Genomic DNA, 13,866 nt, shown 5'->3' on the forward strand with positions numbered 1-13,866 from the left:
TGCCTCCTGGTGGCTTGCTCCCGGCGGATGTTGCTACGGATATTCATATCCTCGCTTTGTGAATAGAGCTAGTCAACAGGGTCGTGTCCCGCAGGGTGCGCGTGCGAGTGTGGAAGGGACGCGTCAGGGCAGGCGGCGACGGCAGGGAGGCTTGGCGTGAGCGACGGCACGGACATGAGCGGCGGCACCGGCACGGAGCGGGCGGCGCGGCGGGACGACGCGGTGCGGGCGGCCGTGGAGCAGGGGCTGCTGGGGCCCGGCACACCGCTCGTCGGGCTGCTGGACGTCACCGGCATCCGGGAGTCTGCCGCGGCCCTGCGCTCGGCGTTCGAGGCGGTGACGGCGCCGGGGACACCCGTGCTGCACGCCTTCGCGGTGAAGGCGTCCCCGCTGGTCGCGGTGGTGCGGCTGCTGCACGAGGCGGGCATCGGCGCCGAGGTGGCGAGCCCGGGCGAGCTGGCCCTGGCGCGGGCGGCGGGGGTGCCCGCGGAGCGGACGGTGCTGGACTCGCCCGCCAAGACGCCGGACGAGCTGCGCGAGGCGCTGTCGCTGGGCATCGCCGTCAACGCGGACAACCCTCAGGAGCTGGAGCGCCTCGACGCTCTGGTGAAATCCGCCCCGGGCACCTCCTCACCGCTGGGCATCCGGGTGAATCCACAGGTCGGCGGCGGTTCCATCGAAGCGCTCTCGACCGCGACGGCGACCTCGAAGTTCGGGGTGGCCCTCCGCGACGAGGGAGCGCGCGAGTGGGTGGTGCGGGCGTACCTGGACCGGCCGTGGCTGACCCGCCTGCACGCGCACACCGGGTCCCAGGGCATCCCGCTGACCCTGATGGCCGAGGGCGTCCGGGAGACGTACGCGCTCGCCGAGGAGATCAACGAGCGGGCGGGCCGCACCCAGGTCGACACGCTCGACATCGGCGGCGGCCTCCCGGTGAACTTCGCGTCGGACGGGACGACTCCGACGTACGCCGAGTACGCGCGTCTGCTGAGCGAGACGGTGCCGGGGCTGTTCGACGGGAGGTACGGGCTGGTCACGGAGTTCGGCCGGTCGCTGCTGGCCAAGCACGGCACGGTCGTCGCGCGGGTGGAGTACGCCAAGAGCGCCGGGGGGCGGCCGGTCGCGGTGACGCACGCGGGCGTGCAGGTCGCGACGCGGACGGTGTACGCGCCGGGGGCGTGGCCGCTGCGGATCGCCGCGTACGACGGCAAGGGGCGGCCGAAGGAGGGGCCCGACGTGGTGCAGGACGTGGCCGGTCCGGCCTGCTTCGCGGGCGACCTGCTGGCCGTGGGCCGGGCGATGCCGCTGCTGGAGCAGGGGGACTACGCGGCGGCGCTGGACACCGGGGCGTACTACTTCGCGCACCACTACGCGTACAACTCGCTGGCGCGGCCCGCGGTGTACGGGTTCGCCGGGGGCGGGGAGACGGGCGTCACCTTCGCCGCGGTGCGCAGGGCGCAGGCGGTCGAGGAGATCGTGGCCGAGGCGGGAAGGGAGTACGCCGACTCGCTGACCGGGGACCTTCTCCGTGGCCGTGGGGGTGCTTCGTAGGCTGCGGCGCCCTGGGGTGCTTCGCGGGCCGCGCGCGCATCGTGGGTGCTTCGCGGGCCGCGCGCGCATCGTGGGTGCTTCGTGGGCCGCGCGCGCATCGTGGGTGCTTCGTGGGCCGCGCGCGCATCGTGGGTGCTTCGTGGCCTCACCGGGCGCGCGCCGTGGCTCACGGCGCCCGCCCGGTGCGGCCACTCCGTGCCACGGCCGGCGCCCCTGGCCGCTGACCGGCGTCAGACCGCCGCCACCGTCTTCCGCCTCGCCCCGCCCGGCGCCGCGTCGCCCGCCGCGATGCCGGTGCTGCGGTAGGCCTTCACCGCCTTGCCGGCGGGGCGGCCGGCGTTGCCGGCCAGCCAGTCCACGCGGACCCACAGCAGGGCGTCGCCGGACTGTTCGCGGCGGCCGATCCAGGCGGACTTGAGCCACAGCCCGGCGCCGCAGCCGGCCAGCAGCATGCCGCCCGCCGCGGGGACGGCGAAGGCGCTGCCGAGAGCGGCGAGGAAGGCGAGGAGCAGCCACCAGCGGTGACCCCGGCGCCAGTTGCGTACGGTGACCCCGCGGTCCTGGAGCACGTCGTGCCTGCCCGCCCGGGCGGCCGAACCGGCCAGGGCGGTGTAGCGCCGCCGGCGCGCCCACGCCACGACGGCCGTGGCGACGACCAAGAGCGCGGCACCGGCCAGCACCCCGATCCGGCGTCCCGTCAGTCCCGGCACCAGCACGCCGATGCCCGCCGCGAACACGCCCAGCCACCACAGGGGTGCGGCGCCCGCCCGTACGACGACGGCCACCCGAGCCAGCCCCACCTGTCCTCCGCGCGCCACGTCCTGCCTCCTCTTCCGTGCCGACCCGTGCGACGCGTCCCGTGCGATGCGCCTGTGCGACGCGTCCGAAGGGTGTGTCAGGCGCCGCACTGTAACGGGGCAAGCTGAGACGAATCTGAGAGGCCGTCCGCCGGCCGGGGCACTCGGCGGGTCAGTCCACGAAGAGCCCCCGTGCCGCGGCCTTGGCGTCGAACTCCTCCAGCCGGGCCTGCGCGTCGGGCAGGTCGTCGCACATCGCCTCCAGCAGCATCCGGCCGAGCAGCATCGGCGCACAGGCGGTGTCGAAGGCGAGGCCGGTGCCGACGGCGGCGGGCAGCAGCAGGTCGGACACCTTGGCGACCGGTGCGAAGGCGGAGTCGGCGACGGTCACCACCGTGAGCCCCGCTTCCTTGGCTTGGGCGAGCGCCTCGACGACCTCGCGCGGGTGCCGCGGCAGGGCGAAGCAGAGCAGGGTGCCCGCCCCCGCGCGGACGGCGGCGTCGATGCGGTCGCGGAGCATCGTGCCGCCCTCGCCGAGGAGCCGGACGTCCGGGTGGACCTTGGCGGCGAAGTAGGCGAAGCCGTGCGCCTGGGCGGCGGCGGCCCGCAGGCCGAGCACCGGCAGCGGCCGGCTCCCGGCGAGCAGGCGGCCCGCCTCCCGCACCGGACCAGGGTCCGCCAGCACCTCCGCGAGGTGCCGCAGGTTCTCGATCTCGGCCGCCACGGCCTGCTGGTACTCGTTGACGGTGCCGGTGTCCGGGACCGGTTCCGCGGGGGCGACCTCGCGCAGGTGACGGCGCAGGGCCGGGTAGCCGTCGAAGCCCAGGGCGACGGCGAAGCGGGTCACGGACGGCTGGCTGACCCCGGCCAGTTCGGCCAGCTCCACGCTGGACAGGAAGGGCACGTCGGACGCGCGGCGCACCATGCTGTGCGCGATGCGCCGCTGAGTGGGTGTCAGCCGGTGCCCCTCGAACAGCGCCTGCAGCCGTGCGGCCGGGCTGTCGACCGCGCCGCCACCGGCCGCCCCGTTCGCCCCGCTGCTCCCGCCAGTCCCGTTCATGACATGGCCCCCTCGACCTATTCAGTCACCCCGGCTTCTGCATACCGTTATACAGGCCGTCGGCGGGCCGCGCGCCGGGCCTGGTCAGGGGGCGCCGGTGAAGAGCTGCTCGGCGGCCCGCGCGACCAGGTCGGGACGCTCCTCGTGCAGGTAGTGCCCGCAGCGGGGGACCACCTCGACCGTGAGGTCGTCCGCGTGCCCAAAGGCCGGTGTGAGGACGCTCGGCGGCAGCATGGAGTCAAGCTCGCCACCGAGGATCACCGTCGCGCAGCAGCCGGCGGAGGAGGAACGGCTGCTCCAGCAGCGCCGTGTACCAGAACCGCCAGGACTGCGGCAGCAGACGGCGGTGCAGCGGCCAGGGATGCATCATGTTCAGCGCCAGGAAGTGCCGGATGCGTTCCGGAGCCGCGAGACAGAGGTGGAACCCGGTCCACGCCCCCAGTCGTGCCCGATGAGCCGGACCCGGTCCAGGCCCAGCGCGTCCAGGAGGCCGATGATGTCGGCCACCCTGCTGTCGGTGTCGTACCCCCGGGCCGGCGCGTCGGACCAGCCGAAGCCCCGCTGGTCCACGCAGATCAGCCGGTACCGCTCGGACAGCAGCGGGATCAGCCGCCGCCATCCGTACCAGTGCTGGGGAAAGCCGTGCAGCAGCACGACGGGCTCCCCCGTTCCCGCCTGGGCGACGTGAAGGCGTACCCCTCGCACGTTCACCTGGCTGTGGTGCACCCCCGCCACTTCGGGCTGCGGCGCTGGGACGGTCTCCAGGGGCTTCACGACGACTCCTGGGGATTGCCGGACCTGTTCCGTTCGGTCGGTCAGGAGTCGGCGGACCGGGCAGAGGTTCCCGCCTCCGAGGGACGGATGTGCGACGTCGCGGGCCCCGCAGGGCGTCGCCTCCGCTCAGCCCCAGGCCGAGCGGAACGACCGACGGGCGCGGAACAGCCGGGACCTGACCGTCCCCACGGGTATCTCCAGCAGGGCGGACACCTCCTGCTCGCTGGGGCCCTCCACGTGGCGCAGGACCAGCACGGCGCGATGCTCCGGTGCCAGGCGCTCCAGTAGGTCGGTGATGTCATGGCCGCGGTTGCGGAGGGCTCCGGGACGCGCTTCGCGGTCCTGGGCGCTCATCGCGGGCGCTGGTCGGGGCCGGTGCAGAAGGCGCTGCGCCCGGCCGGCCGCGCCCGGGGGCTGCTGATGATCGACCGGGCCTCCCGACGCGCCCTGGCCCGCCGCGAGGGCCGGTGAGATCCGCGTCGCGGAGGCGGGGGCCGGCCCCCGCCGGAAACGGGGGTTGTCCCCAGTGCCGGGGCCGCTCCGGCTGCCTACGGTGGGGTCCATGACGGGAATGGACGCGCACGACGCCGACCTCAAGAGGGAACTCGACGCCACCCTGCGCACCCGCAGGGAGCTGGGTGAGGAGTACGAGTCCGCGCTGGTCGACTCGTTCCTGGAGAAGGTCGACCAGCGCATCGACGGCGCGGTGGAGCGCCGGGTGCGCCGGCAGCTCGCCGAGCAGCAGATGACGGCGGCCCGCGACAGCCGGTCGCCGAGGCCCACGGACTCCTTCGGCGAGCGGTTCGGCTTCGGCATCGTCTCGCTGGTGCTCGCGGTCCCGCTGTCCGCGATCGGCGGCGGGGTGGCGGACCTCCCGGGGATTCTGGTCGCCTGGGCCGGCATCGTCGGGGTCAACGTCGTCCAGGCGGTCCGGACCAACCCGGAGCTGTTCGGCCGCCGCCGCGCGAGCAGGGCCGACGCCTGGGAGGACTGAGCCGGGGAGGCCTGAACCGGGGAAGGCTCAGCCGGGGAAGGCCGTGAACGGGCCGCGAGGGGAAGAACTGCGCGGGGACCGCCGCACCCCCAGCGCTGGGGGGCGGGACGACGGCGGTCCCCGCGGGGGACGCGCGGCACCGGCCTCACGGCCGGGGCGGCGCGTCCGTGGCGTCCTTGGAGGTCCGGGAGCCGCTCCGGAAGGTCCGTGACGCCGTTCGGCGCCGGCGGGACGGGGAGTCTCCTCCCGGGCTCGACGCCCGGGAGCCGCGCTCCCCCTGCCCTGCCGACACCGCATACTCTGCCGGTCCCGTGTTAAGCGACTGCTGCGCGCACGTGACGTGCGCGTACCACTTCCGCGAAGTCCACGAAGATCGGCAGCCGGCCGCCGGCTGCTACTTGCCCCGGGCGAGGAAGGACAGCAGGTCCTGCCTGCTCACCACACCGGTCGGCCGGCCCTCGACGAGGACGATCGCCGCGTCGGCGCCGCCGAGCACCGACATCAGGTCCGCGACCGGCTCGCCGGAGCCGACCTGGGGCAGGGGGGCGGACATGTGCTTCTCCAGCGGGTCCTCCAGCGAGGCGCGCTGGGTGAACAGCGCGTCCAGCAGCTCGCGCTCCACGACCGAGCCGACGACCTCGGCGGCCATCACGTCCGGGTGGCCGGCGCCGGGCTTGACGATCGGCATCTGCGAGACGCCGTACTCGCGCAGCACCTCGATGGCCTCGCCGACGGTCTCGTCCGGGTGCATGTGGACGAGGGAGGGGATGTGGCCGCCCTCCTTGTGGTCCAGGACCTCGGCGACGCGGGCGCTGGGGCCGGTGTCCTCCAGGAAGCCGTAGTCGGCCATCCACTCGTCGTTGAAGATCTTGCTGAGGTAGCCGCGCCCGCTGTCCGGCAGCAGGACCACGACCACGTCGTCCTCGCCGAGCCGGGCCGCGACCTCCAGGGCCGCGACGACCGCCATGCCGCAGGAGCCGCCCACCAGCAGGCCCTCCTCCTTGGCGAGGCGGCGGGTCATCTGGAAGGAGTCCTTGTCGGAGACGGCGACGATCTCGTCCGCGACCTCGCGGTCGTACGCCGTCGGCCAGAAGTCCTCGCCGACGCCCTCGACCAGGTACGGGCGCCCGGAGCCGCCGGAGTAGACGGAGCCCTCGGGGTCGGCGCCGATCACCTTCACCGCGCCGTCGCTGGCGTCCTTCAGGTACCGGCCGGTGCCGGAGATGGTGCCGCCGGTGCCGACGCCGGTCACGAAGTGGGTGATCTTCCCCTCGGTCTGCTCCCACAGCTCGGGGCCGGTGGAGTGGTAGTGGGAGAGGGGGTTGTTCGGGTTGGAGTACTGGTCCGGCTTCCAGGCGCCCGGCGTCTCGCGGACCAGCCGGTCGGAGACGTTGTAGTAGGAGTCGGGGTGCTCGGGGTCGACCGCGGTCGGGCAGACGACGACCTCGGCGCCGTACGCGCGCAGCACGTTGATCTTGTCGGTGGACACCTTGTCAGGGCAGACGAAGATGCACTTATAGCCCTTCTGCTGGGCCACGATGGCAAGGCCCACGCCCGTGTTGCCACTGGTCGGCTCGACGATCGTGCCGCCCGGCTGCAGCTCTCCGCTCTTCTCGGCGGCCTCGATCATGCGCAGGGCGATGCGGTCCTTCACCGAGCCGCCCGGGTTGAAGTACTCCACCTTGGCCAGGACGGTGGCCCTGATCCCCTTGGTCACGCTGTTGAGCCGCACCAGCGGGGTGTTGCCGACGAGGCTGATCATCGAGTCGTGGAATTGCACCGTGGTCTCCGGATGCCGCAAATGAGGGGTCGATATCGGTCCTGCCAGCCTATGGCCTGGCGGCCCGGGCATGCCCCGTCACGGTCGTTCACCCTGCGTTGAGATTGGGCGACCGTCCGTACGGGGCAAGGAGTGGGTGTACGGGTTTCGGGAGGTGGCGGCGACGCATGACGAGCATGTCGAGGGCGAGGGTGGCCCGGCGGATCGCGGCCGGCGCGGCGTACGGCGGCGGCGGCATCGGGCTGGCCGGCGCGGCGGCGGTCGGGCTGGTGGTGGCGGAGGTGCAGTTGGCCAGGCGCCGGGTGGGCGTGGGCACGCCCACCCGGGTGCCGAACGCGCAGGGGTTGTACGGCGGCACCCTGCCCACGGCGGGTGAGCCGCCGCTGCGGCTGACGATGCTGGGCGACTCCACCGCCGCCGGGCAGGGCGTCCACCGGGCCGGTCAGACGCCGGGCGCCCTGTTGGCGTCGGGTCTGGCGGCGGTGGCGGAGCGGCCGGTGCGGCTGGCGTCGGTCGCGCTGCCGGGGGCGTGCTCGGACGACCTGGACCGGCAGGTGACGCTGGCGCTCGCGGATCCGGACCGGGTGCCCGACATCTGCGTGATCATGGTCGGCGCCAACGACGTCACCCACCGGATGCCGCCGACCCGCTCGGTGCGGCACCTGGCCGGGGCGGTACGGCGGCTGCGCACGGCCGGCGCGGAGGTGGTGGTCGGCACCTGCCCCGACCTGGGCACGATCGAGCGGGTGCGGCAGCCGCTGCGCTGGCTGGCCCGGCGCGCCTCGCGGCAGCTGGCGGCGGCGCAGACCATCGGGGTCGTCGAGCAGGGCGGGCGCACGGTGTCGCTGGGCGACCTGCTGGGCCCGGAGTTCGCGCAGAATCCGCGGGAGCTGTTCGGGCCGGACAACTACCACCCCTCGGCGGAGGGGTACGCCACGGCCGCGATGGCGGTCCTGCCGTCGGTGTGCGCCGCGCTCGGCCTGTGGCCGGCCGACGAGGAGCACCCGGACGCGCTGCGGCGCGAGGGCTTCCTGCCGGTGGCCCGGGCGGCGGCGGAGGCGGCGTCCGAGGCGGGCACGGAGGTCGCCGCCGCGATGCCCTCGGGGCCGCGGGGGCCTTGGGCGCTGCTGAAGCGGAGGCGTCGGCGCCGGGTGTCGGAGACGGAACCGACCAGCCCGTCCGGCGTATGAGGACGAGGCCGGCCAGGCCGAAGCGGGGACCGGGAGCGCAACCTCCCGGACCTCCCCCACCCGCCGATAAAACACCGCCCGACCTCACCAGCCCGTCCGGCGTTTGAGGACGAGGCCGGCCAGGCCGAAGGGGGCCGGGGGCACAGCCCCCTGGGACGCCCGCAGCGCCCGGCACGGGAAACACCGCCCAACCGCCGGAGGCAAAAGCAAGCGCTTAGACACTTGCGGTCCATGTCACATGCCCATAGCCGTGACCCGGGCCATACGGCCGGGTAACTTCCCAACCAGCCCTGCCCGCCCGTACCGCCTCGCCACTGGAGCCGTGATGCCCGAAGCCGTGATCGTCTCAGCCGCCCGTTCCCCCATCGGCCGCGCCTTCAAGGGCTCCCTGAAGGACCTGCGCCCCGACGACCTGGCCGCCACGATCATCCAGGCGGCCCTCGCCAAGGTCCCCGAGCTGGACCCGCGGGACATCGACGACCTGATGCTGGGCTGCGGCCTGCCCGGCGGCGAGCAGGGCAACAACCTCGGCCGGATCGTCGCCGTCGAGATGGGCATGGACCACCTGCCCGGCTGCACCGTCACCCGGTACTGCTCCTCGTCCCTGCAGACCTCCCGCATGGCCCTGCACGCCATCAAGGCCGGTGAGGGCGACGTCTTCATCTCGGCCGGTGTCGAGATGGTCTCCCGGTTCGCCAAGGGCAACTCCGACAGCCTGCCGGACACGCACAACCCGCTGTTCGCCGAGGCCGAGGCCCGCACCGCCGAGGTCGCCCAGCAGGAGGGCACCACCTGGCACGACCCGCGCGAGGACGGCCTCGTGCCCGACCCGTACATCGCGATGGGCCAGACGGCCGAGAACCTCGCCCGCGCCAAGGGCATCACCCGGCAGGACATGGACGAGTTCGGCGTCCGGTCCCAGAACCTCGCCGAGGAGGCCATCAAGAACGGCTTCTGGGAGCGCGAGATCACCCCGGTCACGCTGCCGGACGGCACGGTCGTCTCCAAGGACGACGGCCCCCGCGCCGGCGTCACCCTGGAGGGCGTGCAGGGTCTCAAGCCCGTCTTCCGCCCCGACGGCCTGGTCACCGCCGGCAACTGCTGCCCGCTCAACGACGGCGCCGCCGCCCTGGTGATCATGAGCGACACCAAGGCCCGCGAGCTGGGCCTGACCCCGCTCGCCCGCATCGTCTCCACCGGCGTCTCCGGCCTCTCCCCCGAGATCATGGGCCTCGGCCCGGTCGAGGCGAGCAAGCAGGCGCTGTCCCGCGCCGGGCTCGGCATCGGCGACATCGACCTGGTCGAGATCAACGAGGCGTTCGCCGCGCAGGTCATCCCCTCCTACCGCGACCTCGGCATCCCGCTGGAGAAGCTGAACGTCAACGGCGGCGCCATCGCGGTCGGCCACCCCTTCGGCATGACCGGTGCCCGCATCACCGGCACGCTGATCAACTCCCTCCAGACGCACGACAAGCAGTTCGGCCTGGAGACCATGTGCGTCGGCGGCGGCCAGGGCATGGCCATGGTCATCGAGCGCCTGAGCTGACACCCCGCCGGGGGCCGCTGAAGGACCGTCAGTAGCGCCTGCCGGACCCAGCGTGACCAGGCGGCCCGGAACCCTGCGCACCCCGGGGTTCCGGGCCGTTCTGTGACCCAAACTCCCCCAGGATGTGACCTACGTCTCCTGTTCCCCCCATTTCCGCAGGTCAGCCCAGCGACACCCCCATCGCCCGGGCCCAAAGTCCTGTCCGTTTCGTGACGTTGTGCACTGACAGACGGATAGTCCTCCCTTCAAGCTGAGGTAGGAAGTCGGGGGTCGACCTTGAACCGGGAGTACGTCAGTGAGCGCCATGCCGATCGCCCTGCTGCTCACCACGGCCGCCACCGGCGCCGTGGGCGTCGCCGTCCTGCGCAGCATCGTGGTGCTGCGCCGGCAGGTGACCGCCTTGCGCGCCGAGCTGGCCGAGAGCCGGGCCAACGCCGCGCGGGGCCGGGTGCCCGCCGCCCGCACCACCGCCGACGCCGAGGAGATACGCGCCGCCGTCGCGGAGGCACTCGCCGAGGAGCGCGAGCGGGAACTCGCCGAGGCGCGGGCCTTCTGGGCCGCCCAGGAGACCCGGGACGCCTCCGACGCGCCGCTGCTGCTCGGTCTGTCCGACAGTGAGCTGTTCCTGCCCCGCCAGGCGGACCTCGTGGGCCTGGAGCCCGTGGTCGAGCCGGTCGCGGACAGCGACGAGCCGACTGCGCAGGAGGCGGGGCCGCGGGAGTCCGCGGAGCTGGCCGCCGCCCGTCGCCGGCACCCCTCGCACCCGGACTTCGTACCGAACCCGTCCCCGGTCGGGAACGACCACGACCGCACGGTGGCCGCCCTCGAGGAGCTGGCGGGGTCGAGCGTCGCGCTGGCGGACGTCCGGCCGGGGCCGCTGGGCACCCTCGACGTGTACGTCTTCGCCGACGGCACCACCCTGTGCATGACCCCGGGCCACCGCGAGACGGCCGAGCGCCTGGCCGCCGCGCTGGGCGCGGGACAGACGCCGTACCTGCTCGGCGGCTCCGGGATCTCCGGCGCCTACACGCTGACCTTCGCCTGCGGCGAGGAGACCGTGTACATCCTGGCGGACCGGGTCATCGCGTCCCTGTAGTCACCCGGTCGCGTCAGACCCCGGCCCGCTTGCGGGCCTCCTCCACCAGCGTCGCCGCTTCCTCCACCTGGCTCTCGTCCTCCAGGACGAGGGCCAAGTCGTGTGCGGCGACGGCGATCTGGTCGGCCGCGGCGAACATGCCCGCGTCCGGCATCTCACGGGGCTCGGTCCCGGGTTCCTCCACCGACTGGGCGCGCCGGGCCAGCTCCCTGGCCAGCTCCAGCGCCTCGGCGGCGGCGCCGCGTTGCAGCCGGCTCTGCGGGGCGGCCCGCAGCCGGTCGGCGAAGTCGTCCACGGCACGGGTCAAGGGCGTCGTATCAACCACGGCGTGAGCGTACGCGGCCGTCCGGGACTGTTGCCAACGGGCGCACGCTCAGGCACGGTGACCTGAAGGACCGGCTCACATCCCCTTTCGCCCGGAGGCGCCGATGTCCCACGTCTTCTCCGAGGAGACCCATCGCAATCTGCTCGCCCGCATTCCCGAGTGCACCGGCCGTGAGATCTCCGACTGGCTGCGTGCCGTCGAGGACGGACCCGCCCTCTTCCGGTTCGAGGAGAAGGTCAGCTGGCTCCGCCACGAACACAACCTCGCGTACGGCCACGCGAAGGCCATCGTCCACGAGTACGACCTGAGAAGGGCCGCGCGCAGGCTGCGGTGAGCGGGCGCCGGCCTCATGACGACGAAGGGGCCCCGGGCGCGAAGCCCGGGGCCCTTCGTCTGCGTGGTCCTGCTCGGTCCCGCTAGTCGTTGCTGTTCAGGATCGCGATGAGCCGCAGGAACTCCAGGTAGATCCAGACCAGCGTCAGCGTGAGGCCGAACGCGGCGAACCAGGCCTCCTCGCGCGGGGCGCCGTAGGCGAGCCCGTCCTCGACCTGCTTGAAGTCGAGGGCCAGGAAGCAGGCGCCGAGGATGACGCCGATGACGCCGAAGACGACACCGAGCGCACCGCTGCGGAAGCCGAGGCCGTCACCGCCGCCGAAGACGGCGAACAGCAGGTTCACCATCATCAGCAGGACGAAGCCGAGCGCGGCCGCCATCACGAAGCCGTAGAAGCGTCGGTTGACGCGGATCCAGCCGGCCTTGTAGGCGACCAGCACGCCGGCGAAGACCGCCATCGTGCCGATCACGGCCTGCATGGCCGCGCCGTCGGCGATGCGGTTGTCGACGACGCTGGAGACGACGCCGAGGAAGACACCCTCGAACGCCGCGTACGACAGGATCAGCGCCGGCGTGGGCTTGCGCTTGAAGGACTGGACGAGCGCCAGGACCATACCGATCAGCGCGGCACCGATACCGATGCCGTACGAGCGGCTGATGTTGGCGTCGTCCACCGGCAGCAGCGCCCACGCGAGCGCGGCGGTCACCACGAGCACGCCGAGCGTGCTCGCCGTGCGGACGACGACGTCGTCCATCGTCATCCGGCCGGTGGTGGCGGGCGCCTGCGGCGGCGCGCCGTACTGAAGGTCCTGCTGGGCGTACGGGTTCTGCGCGTACGGGTTGCCGGCGGGCTGCGCGTACGGGTTGCCCTGCGTGGCGACGGCGGGTCCCCCGGCCTGCGGCGCGGCGTTGAAGCCCGCGTAGCCGTTGTCGCGGCTGAACCCCCGTCGCGAGAAGACCGGGTTTCTGCTCCTCATTTCACTCCTCCATGGCCACACGGCGCAGCCTTGGCTCAAGAGTAATAGAACGGCAAAGGAATGACCCTACTGCTTGGGGAGGATCTTTCCCTCGACTTGCGGCTCAACACGCTACGCCGATCAGTGATTCCCCTCACGGCCGGGGCCGTGCGGACCGCCGGCCGCGCTCACCCGACCGGGAACCCGGTGTAGGCCTCGGCGAGGTCGGTCTCGGCGGCGCGGGAGGAGGTGATCCGGTCGAGGCGGGCCAGCTGGAGGCGTTCCTCGAAGGGCGTGGCGTCGGGGGCGCCGTGCAGCAGCGTCGTCATGTCGTAGGAGAACCGCTCGGCCTGCCAGACGCGGCGCAGGCAGGTCGCGGAGTAGGTGTCGAGCAGTTCGTCGGAGCCGGTCGCGGCGCGGTGGACGAGGGCGCGCGCGAGGGTGACCACGTCGCCGACGGCCAGGTTGAGGCCCTTGGCGCCGGTGGGCGGCACGATGTGCGCGGCGTCTCCGGCCAGGAAGAGACGGCCGTGCCGCATGGGCTCGTGCACGTAGGAGCGCATCGGCGTGACCGACTTCTGGGTGATGGGGCCCCGGCGCAGCGTCCAGTCGTCGTCGGTCTCCAGGCGGCGCTCCAGCTCGTCCCAGATCTCCTCGTCGCTCCAGCTCTCGGCGTCCGTGTCCGCGGGGACCTGGAGGTAGAGGCGGGAGACGGACGGGGAGCGCATGGACAGCAGGGCGAAGCCGCGGTCGTGGCGGGCGTAGACCAGCTCGTCGTGCGAGGGGGCGACGTCGGCGAGGATGCCGAGCCAGCCGAAGGGGTACGTCCGCTCGAAGGTCCGCCCGTCCGGGACGGCCGCCCGGGCCACGCCCCAGAAGCCGTCGCAGCCGACGACGTAGTCGCACTCCAGCACCTCCTCGGTGCCGCCCTCGCCGCCCTCGCCGCTCTCGCCGCCCCGCCGGAAGCGGACCCGCGGCCGGTCCGTCCCGGCGTCCTCCACGGCCAGCGCCTCGGTCTCGAAGAGCAGCGGTCCGCCCGACTCCAGCTGGAGGGCGATGAGGTCCTTGCAGACCTCGGTCTGCGCGTAGACCATGACGGACCTGCCGCCGGTGAGCGCGGGGAAGTCGACGCGGTGGCGGCGCCGGGAGAACCGCAGCTCGATCCCGTCGTGGCGCAGTCCCTCGCGGTCCATCCGCTCCCCGGCCCCGGCCGCGCGCAGCACGTCCACCGTGCCCTGTTCCAGGATCCCGGCGCGCTGCCTGCGCTCGACGTAGGCGCGGTCGCGGCTCTCCAGGACGACCGAGTCGATCCCCGCGTTGTGCAGCAGCCGGGCGAGCAGGAGCCCGGCGGGGCCTGCCCCGATGATGCCGACGGTGGTGCGCATCGGTCGTTCCCTTCGATCGGCGTCGTTGCCGTTGTTCCTTCGCCTCCGCGAGGGTGTTCGCGTGGTGAACTTTCCTTCA

General features: G+C 73.2%; 17 protein-coding genes. 7 read left to right on the plus strand and 10 right to left on the minus strand.

The window, feature by feature from the left end; all coding sequences use genetic code 11:
- Positions 1-174: 174 nt before the first annotated feature.
- Positions 175-1,551, plus strand: coding sequence for a diaminopimelate decarboxylase (locus EV562_RS33130; protein ID WP_133890632.1), 1,377 nt, complete (start codon positions 175-177; stop codon positions 1,549-1,551).
- Positions 1,552-1,781: 230 nt separating this feature from the next.
- Here the strand turns inward: EV562_RS33130 and EV562_RS33135 are convergent, their stop codons facing one another.
- The 6 genes from EV562_RS33135 to EV562_RS35935 form a co-directional block, all read right to left on the minus strand.
- The gene (locus EV562_RS33135; RefSeq protein WP_133890569.1) at positions 1,782-2,369 is read right to left on the minus strand and encodes a hypothetical protein; all 588 of its coding nucleotides are present in this window, start codon (positions 2,367-2,369) and stop codon (positions 1,782-1,784) included.
- 151 nt (positions 2,370-2,520) lie between these two features.
- On the minus strand, positions 2,521-3,408 hold the full coding sequence (locus tag EV562_RS33140; RefSeq protein WP_133890570.1) for a MurR/RpiR family transcriptional regulator: 888 nt from the start codon (positions 3,406-3,408) through the stop codon (positions 2,521-2,523).
- A gap of 84 nt (positions 3,409-3,492) precedes the next feature.
- Positions 3,493-3,642: a hypothetical protein gene (locus EV562_RS35240; RefSeq protein WP_166662117.1), complete on the minus strand. Its 150-nt coding sequence runs from the start codon at positions 3,640-3,642 to the stop codon at positions 3,493-3,495.
- A 4-nt stretch (positions 3,643-3,646) separates the two neighbouring features.
- Complete coding sequence (locus tag EV562_RS35930) at positions 3,647-3,778, minus strand: hypothetical protein (protein WP_279588522.1); 132 nt, start codon at positions 3,776-3,778, stop codon at positions 3,647-3,649.
- A gap of 2 nt (positions 3,779-3,780) precedes the next feature.
- On the minus strand, positions 3,781-4,182 hold the full coding sequence (locus EV562_RS33145) for an alpha/beta fold hydrolase (RefSeq protein ID WP_166662118.1): 402 nt from the start codon (positions 4,180-4,182) through the stop codon (positions 3,781-3,783).
- 126 nt (positions 4,183-4,308) lie between these two features.
- On the minus strand, positions 4,309-4,536 hold the full coding sequence (locus tag EV562_RS35935; RefSeq protein WP_208298477.1) for a sigma factor-like helix-turn-helix DNA-binding protein: 228 nt from the start codon (positions 4,534-4,536) through the stop codon (positions 4,309-4,311).
- Here EV562_RS35935 and EV562_RS35370 point away from each other — a divergent pair.
- Together EV562_RS35370 and EV562_RS33155 are read left to right on the plus strand one after the other, a co-directional pair.
- Positions 4,483-4,653, plus strand: a complete 171-nt coding sequence (locus EV562_RS35370) for a hypothetical protein (protein WP_208298478.1) — start codon at positions 4,483-4,485, stop codon at positions 4,651-4,653. The genes EV562_RS35935 and EV562_RS35370 overlap by 54 nt on opposite strands.
- A gap of 100 nt (positions 4,654-4,753) precedes the next feature.
- Entirely contained in the window at positions 4,754-5,176 is a 423-nt protein-coding gene (locus tag EV562_RS33155; protein WP_166662123.1) for a hypothetical protein, read from the plus strand.
- Positions 5,177-5,570: 394 nt separating this feature from the next.
- Here the strand turns inward: EV562_RS33155 and EV562_RS33160 are convergent, their stop codons facing one another.
- Positions 5,571-6,956 carry a cystathionine beta-synthase gene (locus EV562_RS33160; RefSeq protein ID WP_133890574.1) on the minus strand — a complete coding sequence of 462 codons (1,386 nt, stop codon included), beginning with the start codon at positions 6,954-6,956 and terminating at the stop codon, positions 5,571-5,573.
- 167 nt (positions 6,957-7,123) lie between these two features.
- On the opposite strand from EV562_RS33160, the gene EV562_RS33165 reads away from it, so the two are divergent.
- The 3 genes from EV562_RS33165 (at position 7,124) to EV562_RS33175 (ending at position 10,788) form a co-directional block, all read left to right on the plus strand.
- Positions 7,124-8,146: an SGNH/GDSL hydrolase family protein gene (locus EV562_RS33165; protein WP_133890575.1), complete on the plus strand. Its 1,023-nt coding sequence runs from the start codon at positions 7,124-7,126 to the stop codon at positions 8,144-8,146.
- 325 nt (positions 8,147-8,471) lie between these two features.
- Entirely contained in the window at positions 8,472-9,692 is a 1,221-nt protein-coding gene (locus EV562_RS33170; RefSeq protein ID WP_133890576.1) for an acetyl-CoA C-acetyltransferase, read from the plus strand.
- Between the two features lie 295 nt (positions 9,693-9,987).
- Entirely contained in the window at positions 9,988-10,788 is an 801-nt protein-coding gene (locus EV562_RS33175) for a hypothetical protein (protein WP_133890577.1), read from the plus strand.
- Positions 10,789-10,801: 13 nt separating this feature from the next.
- Here EV562_RS33175 and EV562_RS33180 read toward each other — a convergent pair whose 3' ends face one another.
- Positions 10,802-11,083 carry a hypothetical protein gene (locus EV562_RS33180; RefSeq protein ID WP_166662124.1) on the minus strand — a complete coding sequence of 94 codons (282 nt, stop codon included), beginning with the start codon at positions 11,081-11,083 and terminating at the stop codon, positions 10,802-10,804.
- Positions 11,084-11,216: 133 nt separating this feature from the next.
- Between EV562_RS33180 and EV562_RS33185 the strand changes: the two genes are divergently transcribed.
- Positions 11,217-11,447, plus strand: a complete 231-nt coding sequence (locus EV562_RS33185) for a DUF4287 domain-containing protein (RefSeq protein WP_133890578.1) — start codon at positions 11,217-11,219, stop codon at positions 11,445-11,447.
- A gap of 82 nt (positions 11,448-11,529) precedes the next feature.
- Here EV562_RS33185 and EV562_RS33190 read toward each other — a convergent pair whose 3' ends face one another.
- Positions 11,530-12,423, minus strand: a complete 894-nt coding sequence (locus EV562_RS33190; protein WP_133890579.1) for a Bax inhibitor-1/YccA family protein — start codon at positions 12,421-12,423, stop codon at positions 11,530-11,532.
- 167 nt (positions 12,424-12,590) lie between these two features.
- Positions 12,591-13,787 (minus strand): 4-hydroxybenzoate 3-monooxygenase, encoded by a 1,197-nt coding sequence (locus EV562_RS33195; RefSeq protein ID WP_133890580.1) that lies wholly within the window; start codon positions 13,785-13,787, stop codon positions 12,591-12,593.
- Positions 13,788-13,866 lie beyond the last annotated feature (79 nt).

The sequence above is a fragment of the Streptomyces sp. BK208 genome (assembly GCF_004364245.1).
GTDB lineage: Bacteria > Actinomycetota > Actinomycetes > Streptomycetales > Streptomycetaceae > Streptomyces.